A 16,593-nucleotide genomic window follows, 5' to 3' on the forward strand; every position below is an offset into this window, starting at 1 on the left:
CTATATAGGCCTTTGCCAGGCTTGTGCACGAAATCGGAGGAGTATCATGGCATCCGCAACCGGCAACGCCGCGCTTGGAAACTGGACAAGCCGCGCCTATCACCGCAGCTGGCTGCTGGCGCAGGCTAATGGTCTCTTCGATTTCTTCCAGCATGATTCGATCAATCCCAAGGGCGGCTTCTACGATCTCGACGACGCCGGCCGGCCCCTCGATGCCGAGGGCCAGGTGCGCGGCATCCATATCGCGGCGCGCGCGGTCCATTGTTTTTCGATCGGCGCCCTGCTCGGCCGTCCCGGCGCCTCCAATGTCGTCGACCACGGCATGGACTATCTCTGGAACCACCATCGTGACCGCAAGAATGGCGGCTATTTCTGGTCGCTCGACAATAATGGTCCGGTCGATTCCAACAAGCAGGGTTACGGTCATGCTTTCGTGCTGCTCGCCGCCTCGTCGGCCAAGACGATCGGCCATCCGCTTGCCGACGGCATGCTCGCCGATATCACCGAGATCCTGAACACCAGGTTCTGGGAGCCGCGCCACGGCGCCATCGCCGAGGAATTCACCGCCGACTGGCAGCCGCTCGAGGGCGGCGCCTATCGCGGCCAGAACTCCAACATGCACCTGACCGAGGCGCTGATGGCCGCCTTCGAAGCCACCGGTGACAAGGAATACCTCGCCAAGGCCGAAAGCATCGCCGATCTCGTCATCCGCCGCGCGGCCGGTTCGGTCGACTGGCGCGTCGCCGAACATTTCGATGCCGAATGGAACCTCGATAAGGATTACTATCATCCGAACGAAATGTTCCGTCCGGCCGGCACGACGCCCGGCCATTGGCTGGAATGGGCCCGCCTCATCCTGCAGCTCTGGGCGCTCGGCGGCAAACGCATCGAATGGATGCCGGATGCGGCGAAAGCCCTTTTCGAGCAATCCATGGTCCTCGGCTGGGACAACGACAAGGGCGGCTTCTTCTACACCCTCGACTGGGCGGATAAACCGGCCAAGCGCAACAAGCTCTGGTGGCCGGCCTGCGAAGGTGCTGCCGCCGCACACTTCCTCAACGAGCACCTGCCGAGCGACTACCACGAGGAATGTTACCGCAAGATCTGGAACGTCATCGAGCGCGCCTTCATCGATCACAGGAACGGCGGCTGGCATGAGGAACTGACGGAGGATCTCATCCCGTCGCACTCGCTTTTCCCAGGTAAGGGCGATATCTACCACGCCCTGCAGGCCTGCCTCATCCCGCTCTTTCCGGCAACCGGCAGCCTGACGAAGGGCATTGCCGACGTCGGCGGCAGGCTCTGAGACATCGATCCAAAGTTCACCGTCCCCCCAGCGCGTCTGAAAAGACGCGCTGGGCTGCAAACTTCAATAGCCCGGTGCCCTCAACTCTGCGGTGGGGTTGCGCTGGAACCACTCGACATCCTCGTTTACACGGTCGAGTTCGTCCTGCACGTCGCGCTGGTCGCGACGAATGTCGTGCATGTCGTCTTCGAGATCCTCGATCCGCCGGCGTAACTCCGACCTGTCGCCGTCCTTCGCATCCTTCAGCCTGTCGGACAGCTCGTCGATTTCAGCCTCCTTGGAGCTGTAATCGTTCTGCATCGAATTGAGTCGCTCCTGTAGCCCGTGCTGCTTGCTGCCGAGGTTGAAGCCGCGCAGGAAGCCGGATGCCGTTTCGGGCGGGCAGACATTGGCGTAGCCACTGCCCGCCTGGCCGCGCGCCAGACCGCTGAGGGGCGTGCAGTAACGCACCAGGCCGGACTGGTATCCCTGGAACCAGATCGTTTGATCCGGCACGATCTTCACGCGTTCGCAGGATTTCGCATGCGCGGCGAAACGCTGCTGCGGCTCATAGCCTGCGGCCCCGTCGCTCTCGCCGATCACCCGCCAGTCGGCGGCAACACATTCCTCCTTGGACAGCGTATTGCAGGAGGCAAGCAAAAGACCGAAACCGATGGCGGCGGCAAGCGCAAAGAACAAGCGGATCATAGCGTCCCGGGAAGGTTAAGGAGGGCGGATGCCGCACCTTAACTGCAGGACAAGGCCGCGTCACCGGAGCGGCGGCGCGATTTTGCATTTTTCATGGCTTTTTTCTGTCGAAATTAGGGCGGCGCGCGCCACCTCAGAGCGGAGCGAGTCGCAACGTATCCAGATCTTTCGCCAGCATCAGCGCTAAGGCCTCGACCACAAGATTGTGGTCGTCGCGCTGCGGCAGGCCGGAGACGGTCACGGCGCCGATGCAGCCGGTGCCTTTGACGTTGATCGGAAAACTGCCGCCATGCGGCGCATAATCGGCGCCATCAAGCCCGTTATCCTCGACGGTCTTGCCATCCTTGCTGAGCTTCAGGCCGGAGGCATAGCTGCTGCGGAAATAGCGCAGAACCATGTTGCGCTTGCGGCGGACCCAGTTGACGTTGTCAGGCGTCACGCCCGGCAATGCTGCGTAGAAGACCGGCATCGAATGCAGCGTCACGTCGATCGCGATCCCGAGGCCGCGCTCGCTGGCGAGTTCCTGCAGAAGCTTGCCGAGCTGCCAGGCAGTGGTGAGATCGAAGGCGTCGAAGCTCAGCGCATTTTCCTGCTCGGCGATCCGACTGAGATCGTTGTCGATTGTCATGATAGGCGCTCCTCTCCTGCAATGATCCGCTGCAGACCATTCTCATCAGAAGAGAAAAAGTAAAGCAAAACTTGGGTCTATCAGAGCTTCGGCGTCAGCATCTCGAAACGGTCGCGGATGGTGGCGCAGGTATCGCCGCCCAATCGCGCAATGGCATCGACCGCCGCAGGATCGACATGCAGCCTCTCGGGATCGACGACGCCGTCACGATAATGCGCGTAGAGGATTTCGCCCATGACGATCTGCCGCGAGCGGCCAAGCTCCAGCGTCACATGCCGCCGGCATTCGAAGGCGGCCGGTGCCTCGGCGATGAACGGCGACACCACCTTCTCGCCCGGCACCGCCGTCAACCCGGCTTCCTTCAACTCGTCGATGCCGCGCGGGTATTTGCTGCCGCAGACATGCATTGCCTCGGCGATGGCGAAGGAGACGATGTTGACCGTGAAGACTTCGGTCATGCGGATATTGTGGCCGGTATCCTTGAACGACATATCCGCATTGTTCTCGACGCCGATCGCCAGGATCGGCGGTTCGGCCGACAGGCAGTTGAAGAAGCTGAAGGGCGCCGCGTTGATCCGGCCATGCTCGTCGACCGTCGTCACTAGCGCGATCGGCCGCGGGATGATCGTGCCGATCATCAGCTTGTAACGCTCGCGCTCCGAAAGCTCTTTGAAATCGAAGGAGACGGCCATGGGTTAGCCGATTTCCGGGGCCGGCGAGAAACCGCTCATCGCGCCCATAAAGGGTTTCGGCAGCGGCGAGGCGTAGGAGCCGCGCTTGCTGGTGGAAAGCCCGAGCGACACCAGCGCCTCGGCCTGCTTGACGGCGGCCGCCACTCCGTCGACGACGGGCACGCCGTAAATCTCCTGCAATTGCCTGGCCAGATCCGTCATGCCGGCACAGCCAAGCACGATCGCCTCGGCGCCGTCTTCGGCAAGCGCCCGCTCGATCTCGGCCTTCAGCTTGCCGATCGCGCCCGAGGCCGCATTTTCCAACTCCAGTACCGGGATGTCGGAGGCGCGCACCTTGGCGCGCTCGCCCATGCCGTAGCGGCGCACCAGATTGTCGATCAGCACCCGCGACCGCTCCAGCGTCGTCACCACGGTAAAGCGCTGCGCCAGGAAGCCCGCCGTGAACACGGCGGATTCGCAAAGCCCGAGGATCGGCACATCGGCGAAGCTCCGTGCCGCGTCGAGCCCGGTGTCGTCGAAGCAGGCGATGACGGCTGCATCGTAGCCCGCCGCCTGCCGGGCGTGGAGTTCGGAAAGCAGGCCGGGGATCGCCAGCGCCCCATCGTAATGCCCCTCGATGGAGACCGGCCCCATGGTGGATGTCGCGGCGATGATCTCGGTGCCGGATGCTGCGACCACCCGCGCGGCGGCCGCAGCCTTCTCGGTCATGGAGGCCGTGGTATTCGGATTGACGATGAGGATGCGCATATCAGTCTATCTTTGCCTGCCGCCGCCCCAGCATCGTCATGATGCCGAGCGCAATGAGAATGATGGTGAAGGAAAACAGCGTCGTCACCGTGCCGAGTGCATAGAGCACCGGCGTCGTGACATTGGTCGTCATGCCGTAGATTTCGAGCGGCAGCGTATTGTAGCTGCCCGACGTCATCAATGTGCGCGCGAATTCGTCATAGGAAAGCGTGAAGCCGAACAGCCCGACGCCGATCAGGCTCGGGGCGATCATCGGCAGCACGACATGCCGGAACGTCTGCCAGGAGGTGGCGCCAAGATCGCGGGCCGCTTCCTCGTAAGCGGGCGAGAAACGGTTGAAGACGGCAAACATGATCAGCACGCCGAAGGGCAGCGTCCAGGTCAGATGCGCCCCGAAGGCCGAGGAATACCATGCGGGCTTGAGACCGCCCTCCTGAAAGACGACGCCGATGCCGAGCGAAATGATGATCGACGGCACGACGAGGCTTGCGACCGTGGCGTAGAACAGCGCCGTCGATCCGCGGAAACGGCGGCGGAAGGCAAGGCCGGCCAGCAGCGACACGACGACGGTTACCACCATCACCATCAGCCCGAGGGTGAAGGAGCGACGGAACGAGGCGCCGAAATCGCCGACCGCCTGCTTTTCGAACAGGTTGAAGAACCAATGGGTGGAAATCCCGTTCATCGGGAAGGTCAGGCCGCCGTCCGGTCCCTGGAAGGAGAGGATGAGGATCGCCGAGAGCGGGCCGTAGAGGAACAGCACGAAGAGGACGAAGAAGGTCGCCAGCAGATAGAATTCGAGGCCGCGTTTTTCGTGGTTCATCTCAAAGCTCCTTGCGGATATCGACGACACGCAGGATGGCGGCGACCATCATGAGCACCACCGCAAGCAGCACCACGGCATTGGCGGCGGCGGCCGGATATTGCAGCAACGACATCTGGTTCTTCATCATCAGCGCCACCGAGGCGCTCTGGCCGCCGGACATCACCTGCACCGTCGAGAAGTCGGCCATCACCAACGTGACCACGAAGATCGTGCCGATCGCCATGCCGGGCTTGGCAAGCGGAATGACCACGTTCCAGAGCACCTGCCAGCCGGAGGCGCCGGCATCGCGGGCCGCCTCGAACAGCGACCGGTCGATACGCATCAGCGTGTTGAAGATCGGCGTCACCATGAACAGCGTATAGAGATGCACCATGGCGAGCACGACGGCGAAATCGGAATAGAGCAGCCATTCGATCGGCTGCGGAACGATGCCCATCTTGATCAGCGCCGAATTGACCAGGCCATTGCGCCCGAGCACCGGGATCCAGGAGATCATGCGGATGATGTTCGAGGTCATGAACGGCACCGTGCAGACGAGGAAGAGGATCATCTGCGTCGAGGTCTTGCGGATGTGGAAGGCCAGGAAATAGGCGACCCAGAAGCCGATGACCAGCGTCAGCGCCCAGACGATGGCGGTGAATTTCAGCGTGTTGAGATAGGTCTTCCACGTCACCCATGAACCGAGCGTGTCGGTGTAGTTCATGGTGAGGAAAGCGGGATAGAGGCCGGCGAAGTCGTAGTCCCAGAAGCTGACGACAGCGATCATTGCGATCGGTAGCAGGAAGAAGAAACCGAGGATGGCGATGAGCGGCGTCGCCTGGAGATAGGAGATGGCCGAGGGGGAGAGGCGGAAGGTATGGCGGTTCGCCGGCCGCGAAGCCTGATCCGTCTGCTCTGAAACGATCGTCGCCATTCCTTGCCCTTTCGGAAGTCATTCATCATCCGCATGGGAGGGCTCGAAAGACCCCTCCCCAACCCTCCCCACAAGGGGGAGGGAGTTTCTGTGCCGCGCCACCTCCGGACTCCCTCCCCTTGTGCGGAGGGTTGGGGAGGGGAAAGCGGCAACCGCTTACGCCGCGATGAACTCGTTCCAGCGGCGGACCATGTAGCGGTCTTCGTCCATGACCGAGTTCCAGCAGGCGACCGCGCCCATGCGGGCTTCGAAGGAGCCGCCGTCGCGCACAGCGCCGGCCTTCTCCATGACCTTGCTTTCGGGCGAGAGGATATCGCCCTGTGCCGGCTTGCCTTCGATCCAGTAACCCCATTCGTCTGCCGTCATGAAGTTCTTGGCCGTCTCCATGCAGGCAGAATAGTAGCCCTGGCGGTTGAGGTAGCCACCGACCCAGCCCGACGTATACCAGTTGATATATTCGTACGCCGCATCGAGTTGTGCCCCCTTGAGATGCGAGGCGAGGCCGAGGCCGCCGCCCCAGGCGCGGTAACCTTCCTTGAGCGGCTGATACTTGCAGGCGATGCCCTTGGAGCGGACGGCGGCGACGGCCGGCGACCACATCGACTGGATGACGACTTCGCCCGAGGCCATGAGGTTGACCGACTCGTCGAAGCTCTTCCAGAAGGCGCGGAACTGGCCGTCGCCTTTGGCCTTGATCAGGAATTCGATCGTCTTGTCGATCTCCTCCTTGGTCATGTTGCCCTTGTCGGCATATTTGATGTTGCCCATGGCTTCCATGATCATCGCCGCATCCATGATGCCGATCGACGGGATGTTGAGGATCGAAGTCTTGCCCTTGAACTTCGGATCCATGATGTCGGCCCAGCTGGTAATGTCTCGGCCGACGAGATCGGGGCGGATGCCGAGCGTGTCGGCATTGTAGATGGTGGGAACCATCGTCATCCACTGCGTCGGCTCCTTGGCGAACTTTTTGGCGCCCTGCGCCTCGACGAAGCCGACCGTATGTGGCGCAGTGCCCTGGGCGATGACGCTGTCCGGCTTCAGCTTGCCGTTGATGAACAGCGGCACGATCTTGTCGTAATATTTGAGCTTCTTGACGTCCATCGGCTGCAGCACGCCTGTTGGAAACACCTTCTTGGCGATCCAGTATTCGATGTCGGCGATATCGTAGCTGTCGGGCTGGGTGACGGCACGCTGGGCCGCGGCGTCGGAATCAGTCGCCGTCATCTCCAGCGTGATGCCGAGGTCGGCTTTGCACTTTTCAGCGATGGCATTGATGTTGGAAACGCCGGTGCCGAACTGGCGAAGCGTGATGTTCGTCTTCGCCCAGATGGTGGGAAAGCCGGAGATAGCTCCGGAGCCGGCGATGGCGCCGACGGCGGCAGCACCCGTCTTCAAGAGCGTGCGGCGGGAAAGACCCTTTTCCGCCTTGGTCGATGTCGTTTCAGTCGTCATGTCAGTTCCCCTTTTCTTGATGTGGAAGTTGATGTTTTTGAATGCTCATGCAGAGGCGCGGCCGAGAAGCACCGCATCCTCACGTTCCCAGCTGAGTGAGACCGCGTCACCGACGGCGACCGGGCGGGCGAAATAGTCGCTATCGTCAGATATGACGGTGAAGTCGTCGCTGCCGGCGCCGAGAACGGTGATCTTCACCGAGGAGCCGCGATATTCGACGTTAGCGACGATGCCGTTGAAGCCGAGTGTCCACTCAGTCGCCACCTGCAGGCGCACGCGATCGGTGCGGATGCCGATATCGACCGACTCGCCGACTTCCCTGCCCTCGCCCCGCACGGAAAAGCTCTGCCCCTCCGGCACGGTCATGACGAGCATGCCGTCCCCGCTCGACGTCACCCGGCCGGACAAGACGTTGTGATCACCCATGAAGCGGGCGACGAAGGCGGTTGCCGGCTTCTCGAAAACCTCGCGGGGTGCCGCCGCCTGCTCGATCCGGCCGTCATTCATGATGACGATGACGTCGGCGAGCGCCATCGCCTCTTCCTGGCTGTGGGTGACGTGGACGAAGGTGATGCCGAGCGACTTCTGCAGCTTCTTCAGTTCGGCGCGCATGCGGATCTTCAGGAACGGATCGAGCGCCGACAGCGGCTCGTCGAGCAACAGCGCCTCCGGATCGGTAATCAAGGCGCGGGCCAGCGCCACACGCTGCTGCTGGCCGCCGGAAAGCTGAGCCGGACGCCGGTTGGCATAGGGCTCCATCTGCATCAACTTCAGCATCTCGAGCGCCTTGGCCCGCCGCTGAGGCTTGTCGACGCCCTTCATCTTGAGGCTGAAAGCGACATTGTCGACCAGGTCAAGATGCGGGAAAAGCGCGTAGGACTGGAACATCATCGCCGTGCCGCGCCTGGCTGGCGGAAGATCGGTGACGACTGTTTTGCCAAGCCTGATGTCGCCCGAAGAAATGCTCTCATGGCCGGCGATCATTCGCAGCGTCGAGGTCTTGCCGCAGCCCGACGGGCCGAGGAAGCAGCAATAGGAACCGGCCGGAATCTTCAGGCTGATCCCATGCACGGCCGTCGTCGTTCCGTAAACCTTCGAAACGGATACTATATCGATCTCTGCCGCTTTCGACATCATGCCTTCCCCTTGTTCGGGAAAGACGATGCATCTGCCGTGCCAATCGCATCCAACCTCGACTAACCTATTAACAGGAAAGGATTTTAATACTCGAGACCGTGCAGGCACATTTTATGGGCACCGCATCGTCTGCACATCATTTAGGCTATTGTCTGCAATTTACGCAGAAAATCGTATACAATTTAACCGGCGTTTCGATGACAAATTCCGTTTAACTTTTGCCGCGAAGCCGGGTATGGTTTGCCCGCCATCAGGGAATAGTCTTCATGAAATCCGCCGCCAAGGCCATCCAGGCCGAAGAAGTCGCCGAAACCGGCGCGCACCAGATCCGCGACGCCATTCGCGAGGCAATCGTCGAGCGCAGGCTTTCCCCCGGCACCAAGCTTTCCGAAGGCGATGTCGGCAAACTTTTCAACGTCAGCCGCACACTTGCCCGCGCGGCGCTGCAGGCGCTTTCCTATGAGGGCCTCGTCAGCGTCGAAAAGAACCGCGGCGCCTTCGTCGCCTATCCCTCCCCTGATGAGGCGCGGCAGATCTTTTCCGCCCGGCGCCTCGTCGAGCCCGGCATATTGCGCGAGGCGGCGGCTCGGATCACCCCCGATGACATCAGGAATCTGCGAGAGCTTTTGCAGGAAGAAGGCCGCCTGATGAACGAGCGCGGCCAGACGGCGCGGCGCGCCGAGATCAAGGCATCCGGCGATTTCCACCTGATGCTGGCGGAAATTTCGGGCAACGCCATCATGCAGCGTTTCATGGAGGAGCTCGTCGCCCGCTCATCCCTCGTCATCGCGCTCTACGGCCAGTCGACCGCTTCCAGTTGCGGCCATTCCGAACATGGCGACATCATCTCGGCGATCGAAGGCAACGAACTCGACCGCGCCTGTCGGCTGATGCTGCATCACATCGCCCATATCGAGTCCGATCTTGACCTGCGCGAACGCAAGAGCCTCGGTCTCAAGGAAGCCTTCGAACTCTGAACGGGTGGGCGCACGTCGCCCGCAGCTATCACGACGCCTTCTTCGGCAGCTTGTCCAGCGCGGCGAAAATTTCTTCCACCGTGCGCGGCTCGCCCGAACGCAGCTTCACCGAGCCGTCACGCCCGATCAGGATCAGCCCGAACTCGCTGTAAGGCGGTCCCTGCAGCCGCTCGCGAATATCGTCCGCATCAAGCTCCCAAGCATCGTCGAACAGCGAGAAGGCGCCGCCGCCGGCGATGATGAAAACTTCGACGTCTTCCTCGATGAGGCGCATCTGTGCGTTCCGCAACCATTCGTCCTGGATTGCTGGGCGGTCGTCCTGCGCATCGGCGAAGATGATCAGCACCCGTTTGCTGCCTCGAAACTGCTCGAGCGATTGCGGGAGTTCCGGCTCACGTCGCGGTGTGCCGATGATTTCATGAACGATGGATCTCAGCATGGTGCTATTCCTCGCCCGTCATCTCACGGGCTGTGACTGCGCATTCCAGCGGCCGCGTATTTCAAGACGAGCAAGAACGCTGTAACGCGCTGAATAACTGAATAATTCCCAAATCCGATACGAACTGGGATCATGCAGTAAACGGCTGGAATTGGGGGAGGTTCCGACGAAGCGGAAAAGGATCGCAGCTCCTAAAGCGCAACGCGATCTTTCAGATTCGCTTCTTGCGCTTTAGGTCTTTGTTTGACGCATGTCCTTATCGCAAAACCGCAGCACACTTTTGCGCGACATGCTTTGGCCGCGATTTCTTTCCCGTCAATCGCGGCTCTGGTCCTCGGCCGCATGCGCCGAGACGGCCACGAGGTCCGCTGTGCCGTTCGCAAGGAGGCGTTTGCGCACCAGCACGCGCATGACGCGTGCCGCCGTCGAGAAGGTCATCTGGTCGAGCGGACCTTCGCCCTCCCACGGCTTGGTCAGCCGCTCGGTGACGGCGCCGACGATATTCATCGGCACGATATCGGTGCATTCGCGCATGGCTTCGAAAACGAAGCTTATCGGGATGACCCTTCCTTCATGGGTCACGATCGGTTCGGTCAATTCGCTGTCCCACTCCTCGAAGGCGTAAAGTGCTTCGCGAAACAGCTGCTGGAGGGTAAACGGCGCGTGGCCGTTATGAAGTGGCGGCAGGGCATTCATCATGTCTGTCTCCTCTTGATGGATTAAGCCAAAATCCTCCTGGATCGGTCGGCATGAACGCGGGGAACACAGCGTCTTTTTTGCCCCTGCGGACCGAATAACACGATTGATTCTATAGAGTAACCTTTCGTGAATAAAGCCCATTTCTCGGCCGAGGTGGCACCCGTTTTCCTAAACGCATGAAATTCCTGCATGTTTTAGGCGAAATTTTCTCAGTACGCCGCGTTCATGAAAATCCATGCCAGCCGCGTGAGCATGGTGCGGGAGGCGGAAAAAACCCTGAAAAATCACGGAACTTTTGCGGCTGTAATCTGTTTTGTTCGCGCACTTCGCAAAAGCAGATGGGGTTACCAGCAATGACGCAAATCCGTGAACCGGAGCGGCGGGCCAGAGTCCTGCGCGGCCGTCCTTACAGCCTTGATGAATTCGCCTCAAAATATGGCCTGCGCAGCGACCAGGCCGAGAGCCTGTTTACCCGTTTCGGGCCTTCCTCGATCGAACTCGATTTGCTGATGGCAGCCAAGCGCCGCGCGCCTGTTCTGCCGGACAGAATTGCCGAATAACGCCTTTCACGGACGGAACCGACGGATGAGCGACAGACGCCACGAATGGATTAGCAAGCGGGCCTATGCGATCTGGGAGGAACAGGGCCGCCCTGACGGCCGGGATAGCGAACATTGGCGCCAGGCGGTCGCCGAGCGGGACGCGCTGGAACGCACCCAGGCCTCCGTCGACGGACGTGAAGTGCTGGTGAAGTTTCGCCCGAAGCCGCCACGGCCGGAACTGCCGCGCGACGGCTGGCTCACCCCGCCGGCCAAGGCCGGTTGACCCCAGCGGCCAGCCGCGAGATTTTGCACGGCGCCGTTCAATTGCACTGCATCCCCGGATGCCGATGCCCTCGCTCTTCGAGCCGCGACGGGGCACATCAGGATATGGGCGGAGATAGGGTGCGGCTTGCCTCACCGGCGCGGGAGCACCCTGGCGCCGGCGCGCTGCGCTCGCCATGCTAGCCTGCCGCCAGGGAAGTCACCGTCTGTATCCTACACTGCAGCGACGGCTCCCATTATACCGGGCTGACCAAGCAGGAGATCGAGGCACGCGTGTGGAGCACAATGCCGGGACCCATGCCGGCTACACTGCCAAGCGCCTCCCGGTCGACCTCGTCTTTACCGAAACCTATGACCGTATCCCCGTCGCGCAACCCGTTTATACACCAACGGCAACGGACAAGGATGAGGGCGGAGAGAGGGGCAGCTTGCCTCACGGATGGCGGAGAGAGGGATGCGGTGCCTCAGCCGAGGGCGGATAGAGGGCGCGGTTTGGCTCACCGGAGAACGGCGCACGGCGGAGCGTCAATAAATGGCACAGTCCAACCTCCTTCCCCGAACGCCGCTGTTTCCGCTTGAAACACTTCGTCAAGCATATTGGCACAAATCCACGGAGTACGGGTTTTTCTTTCACCCGCCCCCGACATTGCCCCTCGACACTCTCCTCGCAAAATCGGAAACGGAACGGGGATGAAAAACTGCGCATGCGCGAAGCGTGGTTCCATCCGGCCGCGGCGCTGATTGATGCCCGGCCGAGCCTCTCATGTCGGGGAAGCCTCACGCCGCCCGCCGGGGCGGGCCATGTCAGAAGGCGTTGTTTTCCTGGCAAAGTGCCCGGTGGACCTCGGTCCAGAACAGTGCCAGCGGGGTGTCGCCGTTGCGCTCGGCAACAAGGGCGCGGATCAACGCTTCGGAACCTGCCATGTCCTGCCAGCTGGATTTCAGGCCTTCGGCGGCCTGTCGGCATTCGGCAATCTCGAACGGTCTCTTGCTGTCCATATGAGGTCTCCTCATGAAGGCGCTAGCAGGCGGCGGCCGGATTGTCATTCCCCGCATATGTGGGGATGCCTTGTATTTATGACGGTCCTCACGGTAGGATTGAGGGAACTGGGACAACGGAAATGATCGAGAATACCTACAGCGACAAGTTCGAACCCGCTTTCGAACAGATCAAGGCCGCAACCAATGTGGATGCCGCCATCCGTATTCTCCAGGCGGAATATGGCCTCGATTTCGTGACTTACCATCTCGCCCAGACGATCGCGAGCAAGATCGATTCCCCCTTCGTGCGCACCACCTATCCGGATGCCTGGGTCTCCCGCTACCTCTTGAACAGCTATGTGAAGGTCGATCCGATCGTCAAGCAGGGCTTCGAGCGCCAGCTGCCCTTCGATTGGAGCGAGGTCGAGCCGACGCCGGAAGCCTATGCCATGCTGGTCGACGCCCAGAAGCACGGCATCGGCGGCAACGGCTATTCCATTCCCGTCGCCGACAAGGCGCAGCGCCGCGCGCTCCTGTCGCTGAACGCCCGCATTCCGGCCGACGACTGGGCCGAGCTCGTGCGCCGCTGCCGCAATGAATGGATTGAGATCGCCCATCTGATCCACCGCAAGGCCGTTTATGAGCTGCATGGCGAGAACGATCCGGTGCCGACATTGTCGCCGCGCGAGATCGAGTGCCTGCACTGGACGGCGCTCGGCAAGGATTACAAGGATATCTCGGTCATATTGGGCATATCGGAGCACACGACGCGCGACTACCTGAAAACTGCCCGCTTCAAGCTCGGCTGCGCCACGATTTCGGCCGCGGCCTCGCGGGCCGTGCAATTGCGCATCATCAATCCCTGAGAATCGGAATCGATTTCCGAAAATACGTGTTGATTCAACAGCCGGAGGATCGCGATCCTTCCCGGCCGCGCCTCGTCTTTGCCCGTTGCCACCCAATCCTGATACTTTTGGGCTAATCCCCCCATCTGAGGGGGCCCATCTGAGGGAATTTCCGATCCGGCCCGCCTGAACCATTGTGCTCTCCACGAACTGCAAACGCTGGAGGGCAAAATGTTCGTTATCATTCAGGCACATGAGTATCAGAAACACGCCGCCGTACTCGAGCAGATGTTCCGCCTGCGAAAGAAGGTCTTCGCCGACCAGCTCGGCTGGGACGTTCCTGTCATCGGCCCTTACGAACGCGACAGCTACGATTCGCTTTCACCGGCCTACCTCGTCTGGTGCAACGACAGCCGCACCCGCCTTTATGGCGGCATGCGGCTGATGCCGACGACCGGTCCGACGCTTCTCTACGACGTCTTCCGTGAGACCTTTCCAGCTGCCGCCGATCTCGTCGCCCCGGGCATCTGGGAAGGCACGCGCATGTGCATCGACGAGGAGGCGATCGCCAAGGATTTCCCCAATATCGATGCCGGGCGCGCCTTCTCGATGATGCTGCTGGCGCTTTGCGAATGCGCGCTCGACCACGGCATCCATACGATGATTTCCAACTACGAACCCTATCTCAAGCGCGTCTACAAACGCGCAGGCGCCGAAGTGGAAGAACTCGGCCGCGCCGACGGCTACGGCAAGTATCCCGTCTGCTGCGGCGCCTTCGAAGTGTCGGACCGCGTGCTGCGCAAGATGCGCGCCGCCCTCGGCCTGACCCTACCCCTTTATGTCAGACATGTTCCGGCCCGCTCGGTCGTGACGCAATTCCTGGAGATGGCAGCATGAAACGCCTCGTTGAAACCGCAACACCGAAAGACATCTCCGCCCTGGAGCGCCATGTCCTCGCATCCCGCGACATCGCCACGCAGATAGGGGATCCGTTCCTCTCCTATCTGCTTTCGATGGCGCTGTTCACAATCTACGAAAAGAAGGCTCAGCATGAGAATGAGGCGCTGAAGAGCAGCTTCGGCTGAGGGTGCGGTCCCCTCCGCCGCGCCTGAAGAGGGGCTCGCCTCGCAGCGCCTCGCGCGGCCGCAAAACCTGTCCCCGTTTTGCGGCCGCGCGCCCCGGTTAGCCGAGGTCGTCACCTCATCGGGGAGGACATTTATGCCATCAGGGAATCGATCGTCGCAATCAGCGTGTCGTGCAGATAGGGCTTGGGCAGGAAGGCGGTATTGGCGGGCAGCGCCATCGGATCGAGCCGCACCATGCCGGAGGTGATAATGATGCCGATATTCGGCCGCATCGCCCTCACCCGCTTGGCAAGCTGGATGCCATCCATCGAACCGGCCATGTTGACGTCAGTGAACAGGATATCGATATCCTGCCGCCCCTTCAGCACCACCAGCGCCTCATCCGCATTCGCCGCCTCCAGCGCCACATGACCGACGTCCTCCAGCACATCGAGGATATTGAACCGGATCAGCGGCTCATCCTCCACGATGAGCACCACGGCACTGTTCGAAGTCATCTGCAATCGCCCTTTCCGTGCGAAATATGATTCGAATAAGTGTATCCGCCATGCGAAGGTTCCTCTGCCCATGAAATATGCATCATCCACAGATGTTGCCCTGCCCGCTTGTGGCTCCCTGCAATATGAGCTAGAGCGAACCGATGCCGTGGGAACCATTGCCCCGGCAACCAGGCGTCGGACATCCGACGCTGAGGGCCTGTAGCTCAATGGTTAGAGCCGGCGGCTCATAACCGCTTGGTTGGGGGTTCGAGTCCCTCCGGGCCCACCATTTTTCTAGTTCGCTGTCACGCTTGAAGGTGACGTTGCAGTCGGAACGACCCTTCCTGACACAGTCGAGATCCACAATCCCAGATCAACCTGATTACGGCTATGTTGTCGTGTGCTCGTCAATCCGAAGGCCCGCGCGGTGATCGAGGTCATCCAATAAGCTGAAAGCATCGCGGGCCCGGTTCCAAGGCCCGCGATTCCTCTATCATTCCACCTTCGTCCGCGTCAGGCTCCGTTCGCTCGGGGCAAACAGTTGATTCAGAATTACATCCACCGCGGTCAGCCGCGTCAGGTGACGTCTTAACCGCGGCGTCTCCTTTGTGCATTCAAGAAACGAAGGGACAATTTGTTCGTCGAATTTCGACCTGTTCCTTCGCGGTGGATCTTCACCGCCTGCGGTGCTCGTCCGGAGACGAAGACAGTGCTGTATCCCGCGCAGACCCTTCTTTAGCACGAGCCGAACCACGTAACAGGGGTCGATTCGTAAAATCACTCCAATGGTCACGAGTGACAGATATGTTCTCCGATCTTGTCGGAATTCCCAGAACGCAAATTTTTGCGTGGCGTCGATTGCACTTCGAACCACGTATCGGGGGAGGTGCGGATTTGCGGCCAGCGAACGCCTGACGACTTCCAGAGCACCTTTGCCCATTCGCAGGTGATTGGAAGACATGCTGCCGGGATGCTGTCGGTATCCCACCAGCTGCTCGGGAACGACTTCGATGCAGTAGCGTGCCGCGAGCCTGAGCTCGAAATCAAGGTCTTCGCAGCCTCCGATACCCGTTGCTGCATATGAGCTATCAAATCCACCAATCTCAAGCGCAACGTTTCGCCGGACGAGAAGCGCGCTTCCATTGCCCACGTACTTAAAAGACAGATGCCGGGCATAGATATATCCTCTTGCGACATGGGAAGTGCCAGGGCGAATAATTTCGTCGTCCTCGTTGATGAGGCAATGCTGCGCGTAGACCGCAGCCCACCGCGAGGACAACCGGTTGAGAGCGTTCACCTGTTTTTCGATTTTCGTCCGGTGCCAGAGATCGTCGGCGTCGAGGAATGCCACAAATCGACCTGATGATGCCTCGATGCCCGTATTCCTTGCGGCCGCGACACCGCGGTTAGGCGTGGACAGGAGGCGGATCCGCGAATCCGACATCGCTATCTGCGCGACGAGTTTTGCCGTGTCGTCTGTGGAGCCGTCGTTGACGACAATAATCTCCAGGACAGTGTAGGTCTGGCGCAGGGCGGACCGAAGCGTGCGCTCAATATAGGTGGAAGCGTTGAAGGCCGGGATGACCACAGAGACCAAGGTCTGGTCAGAATTAGTGGTCCCTCGTCGATCCTCCTCTGTACATGACAGCATTGCAGATCTCTCGCCACGTCAACGACAAAGATACTTTCGTACGGATGAAGGAACTGCATTATTGATTTCCGGCGTTCTTCTACATTCACTTCGGAAGCGGGAAAATCTCAGCCGCCGACATCTTTAGACGATCGCCTTAAACGCCTACTCTCCAACTTTGATCTGCGGGCGCAACGGACTTTGGTCTGACGTAGCCCCCTCTACTTTCGTAGAAGGGATAGG

The 16,593-nt window shown here is 60.6% G+C and carries 20 protein-coding genes, 1 tRNA gene and 2 pseudogenes; 10 read left to right on the top strand and 13 right to left on the bottom strand.

Annotated features, from left to right (window positions below; genetic code table 11):
- Window positions 1-46 precede the first annotated feature (46 nt).
- Entirely contained in the window at window positions 47-1,306 is a 1,260-nt protein-coding gene (locus tag HJC04_RS07945) for an AGE family epimerase/isomerase (protein ID WP_210630562.1), read from the top strand.
- A 63-nt stretch (window positions 1,307-1,369) separates the two neighbouring features.
- Here HJC04_RS07945 and HJC04_RS07950 read toward each other — a convergent pair whose 3' ends face one another.
- The 8 genes from HJC04_RS07950 to HJC04_RS07985 all read right to left on the bottom strand — a co-directional run bounded on the left by HJC04_RS07950 (window position 1,370) and on the right by HJC04_RS07985 (window position 8,388).
- Window positions 1,370-1,993 (bottom strand): DUF2799 domain-containing protein, encoded by a 624-nt coding sequence (locus tag HJC04_RS07950; protein WP_210630561.1) that lies wholly within the window; start codon window positions 1,991-1,993, stop codon window positions 1,370-1,372.
- A gap of 133 nt (window positions 1,994-2,126) precedes the next feature.
- The gene (locus tag HJC04_RS07955; RefSeq protein ID WP_221145605.1) at window positions 2,127-2,621 is read right to left on the bottom strand and encodes a heme-degrading domain-containing protein; all 495 of its coding nucleotides are present in this window, start codon (window positions 2,619-2,621) and stop codon (window positions 2,127-2,129) included.
- Between the two features lie 80 nt (window positions 2,622-2,701).
- On the bottom strand, window positions 2,702-3,313 hold the full coding sequence (locus HJC04_RS07960; protein WP_221145607.1) for a flavin reductase family protein: 612 nt from the start codon (window positions 3,311-3,313) through the stop codon (window positions 2,702-2,704).
- A 3-nt stretch (window positions 3,314-3,316) separates the two neighbouring features.
- Window positions 3,317-4,060, bottom strand: coding sequence for an aspartate/glutamate racemase family protein (locus HJC04_RS07965; RefSeq protein WP_221145609.1), 744 nt, complete (start codon window positions 4,058-4,060; stop codon window positions 3,317-3,319).
- A gap of 1 nt (window position 4,061) precedes the next feature.
- Window positions 4,062-4,883, bottom strand: a complete 822-nt coding sequence (locus tag HJC04_RS07970; RefSeq protein ID WP_210630558.1) for an ABC transporter permease — start codon at window positions 4,881-4,883, stop codon at window positions 4,062-4,064.
- A gap of 1 nt (window position 4,884) precedes the next feature.
- Window positions 4,885-5,799, bottom strand: a complete 915-nt coding sequence (locus HJC04_RS07975; RefSeq protein ID WP_221122648.1) for an ABC transporter permease — start codon at window positions 5,797-5,799, stop codon at window positions 4,885-4,887.
- 156 nt (window positions 5,800-5,955) lie between these two features.
- Window positions 5,956-7,254, bottom strand: coding sequence for a PotD/PotF family extracellular solute-binding protein (locus HJC04_RS07980; RefSeq protein WP_221145618.1), 1,299 nt, complete (start codon window positions 7,252-7,254; stop codon window positions 5,956-5,958).
- Window positions 7,255-7,299: 45 nt separating this feature from the next.
- The gene (locus HJC04_RS07985) at window positions 7,300-8,388 is read right to left on the bottom strand and encodes an ABC transporter ATP-binding protein (RefSeq protein WP_221145620.1); all 1,089 of its coding nucleotides are present in this window, start codon (window positions 8,386-8,388) and stop codon (window positions 7,300-7,302) included.
- Between the two features lie 269 nt (window positions 8,389-8,657).
- On the opposite strand from HJC04_RS07985, the gene HJC04_RS07990 reads away from it, so the two are divergent.
- On the top strand, window positions 8,658-9,368 hold the full coding sequence (locus HJC04_RS07990; protein WP_210630554.1) for a GntR family transcriptional regulator: 711 nt from the start codon (window positions 8,658-8,660) through the stop codon (window positions 9,366-9,368).
- Window positions 9,369-9,396: 28 nt separating this feature from the next.
- Here HJC04_RS07990 and HJC04_RS07995 read toward each other — a convergent pair whose 3' ends face one another.
- A complete protein-coding gene (locus HJC04_RS07995) occupies window positions 9,397-9,807 on the bottom strand; it encodes a DUF4174 domain-containing protein (protein WP_210630553.1) in 411 nt (136 codons plus the stop codon).
- Window positions 9,808-10,122: 315 nt separating this feature from the next.
- Window positions 10,123-10,506: a hypothetical protein gene (locus HJC04_RS08000; RefSeq protein ID WP_038690240.1), complete on the bottom strand. Its 384-nt coding sequence runs from the start codon at window positions 10,504-10,506 to the stop codon at window positions 10,123-10,125.
- A gap of 353 nt (window positions 10,507-10,859) precedes the next feature.
- Here HJC04_RS08000 and HJC04_RS08005 point away from each other — a divergent pair, with 353 nt between their 5' ends.
- The 3 genes and pseudogenes from HJC04_RS08005 to HJC04_RS31655 all read left to right on the top strand — a co-directional run.
- On the top strand, window positions 10,860-11,066 hold the full coding sequence (locus tag HJC04_RS08005; protein WP_210631590.1) for a hypothetical protein: 207 nt from the start codon (window positions 10,860-10,862) through the stop codon (window positions 11,064-11,066).
- A gap of 25 nt (window positions 11,067-11,091) precedes the next feature.
- On the top strand, window positions 11,092-11,331 hold the full coding sequence (locus HJC04_RS08010) for a DUF2934 domain-containing protein (protein WP_210630552.1): 240 nt from the start codon (window positions 11,092-11,094) through the stop codon (window positions 11,329-11,331).
- A gap of 209 nt (window positions 11,332-11,540) precedes the next feature.
- A pseudogene (locus HJC04_RS31655) lies at window positions 11,541-11,692 on the top strand (GIY-YIG nuclease family protein); the annotation flags it as partial.
- Window positions 11,693-12,134: 442 nt separating this feature from the next.
- Here the strand turns inward: HJC04_RS31655 and HJC04_RS08015 are convergent.
- Entirely contained in the window at window positions 12,135-12,329 is a 195-nt protein-coding gene (locus HJC04_RS08015) for a hypothetical protein (RefSeq protein ID WP_221145622.1), read from the bottom strand.
- A gap of 122 nt (window positions 12,330-12,451) precedes the next feature.
- Between HJC04_RS08015 and HJC04_RS08020 the strand changes: the two genes are divergently transcribed.
- The 3 genes from HJC04_RS08020 to HJC04_RS08030 all read left to right on the top strand — a co-directional run bounded on the left by HJC04_RS08020 (window position 12,452) and on the right by HJC04_RS08030 (window position 14,241).
- A complete protein-coding gene (locus tag HJC04_RS08020) occupies window positions 12,452-13,177 on the top strand; it encodes a LuxR family transcriptional regulator (RefSeq protein ID WP_210630551.1) in 726 nt (241 codons plus the stop codon).
- A gap of 210 nt (window positions 13,178-13,387) precedes the next feature.
- Window positions 13,388-14,053: an acyl-homoserine-lactone synthase gene (locus HJC04_RS08025; RefSeq protein ID WP_210630550.1), complete on the top strand. Its 666-nt coding sequence runs from the start codon at window positions 13,388-13,390 to the stop codon at window positions 14,051-14,053.
- The gene (locus HJC04_RS08030; protein ID WP_020921840.1) at window positions 14,050-14,241 is read left to right on the top strand and encodes a hypothetical protein; all 192 of its coding nucleotides are present in this window, start codon (window positions 14,050-14,052) and stop codon (window positions 14,239-14,241) included. Before HJC04_RS08025 ends, HJC04_RS08030 begins: the two co-directional genes overlap by 4 nt.
- A 131-nt stretch (window positions 14,242-14,372) precedes the next feature.
- On the opposite strand, the gene HJC04_RS08035 is transcribed toward HJC04_RS08030, so the two are convergent.
- Entirely contained in the window at window positions 14,373-14,738 is a 366-nt protein-coding gene (locus HJC04_RS08035; protein WP_221145624.1) for a response regulator, read from the bottom strand.
- 195 nt (window positions 14,739-14,933) lie between these two features.
- Here HJC04_RS08035 and HJC04_RS08040 point away from each other — a divergent pair.
- Both HJC04_RS08040 and HJC04_RS32080 read left to right on the top strand, forming a co-directional pair.
- Window positions 14,934-15,009 (top strand) — tRNA-Ile (locus HJC04_RS08040).
- 12 nt (window positions 15,010-15,021) lie between these two features.
- A pseudogene (locus HJC04_RS32080) lies at window positions 15,022-15,168 on the top strand (DUF1236 domain-containing protein); the annotation flags it as partial.
- Between the two features lie 45 nt (window positions 15,169-15,213).
- Here the strand turns inward: HJC04_RS32080 and HJC04_RS08045 are convergent.
- Entirely contained in the window at window positions 15,214-16,371 is a 1,158-nt protein-coding gene (locus tag HJC04_RS08045) for a glycosyltransferase family A protein (RefSeq protein ID WP_221145626.1), read from the bottom strand.
- Window positions 16,372-16,593 lie beyond the last annotated feature (222 nt).

It is taken from the genome of Rhizobium sp. NLR8a, assembly GCF_019685235.1.
In the GTDB taxonomy this organism is placed as follows: Bacteria; Pseudomonadota; Alphaproteobacteria; order Rhizobiales; family Rhizobiaceae; genus Rhizobium.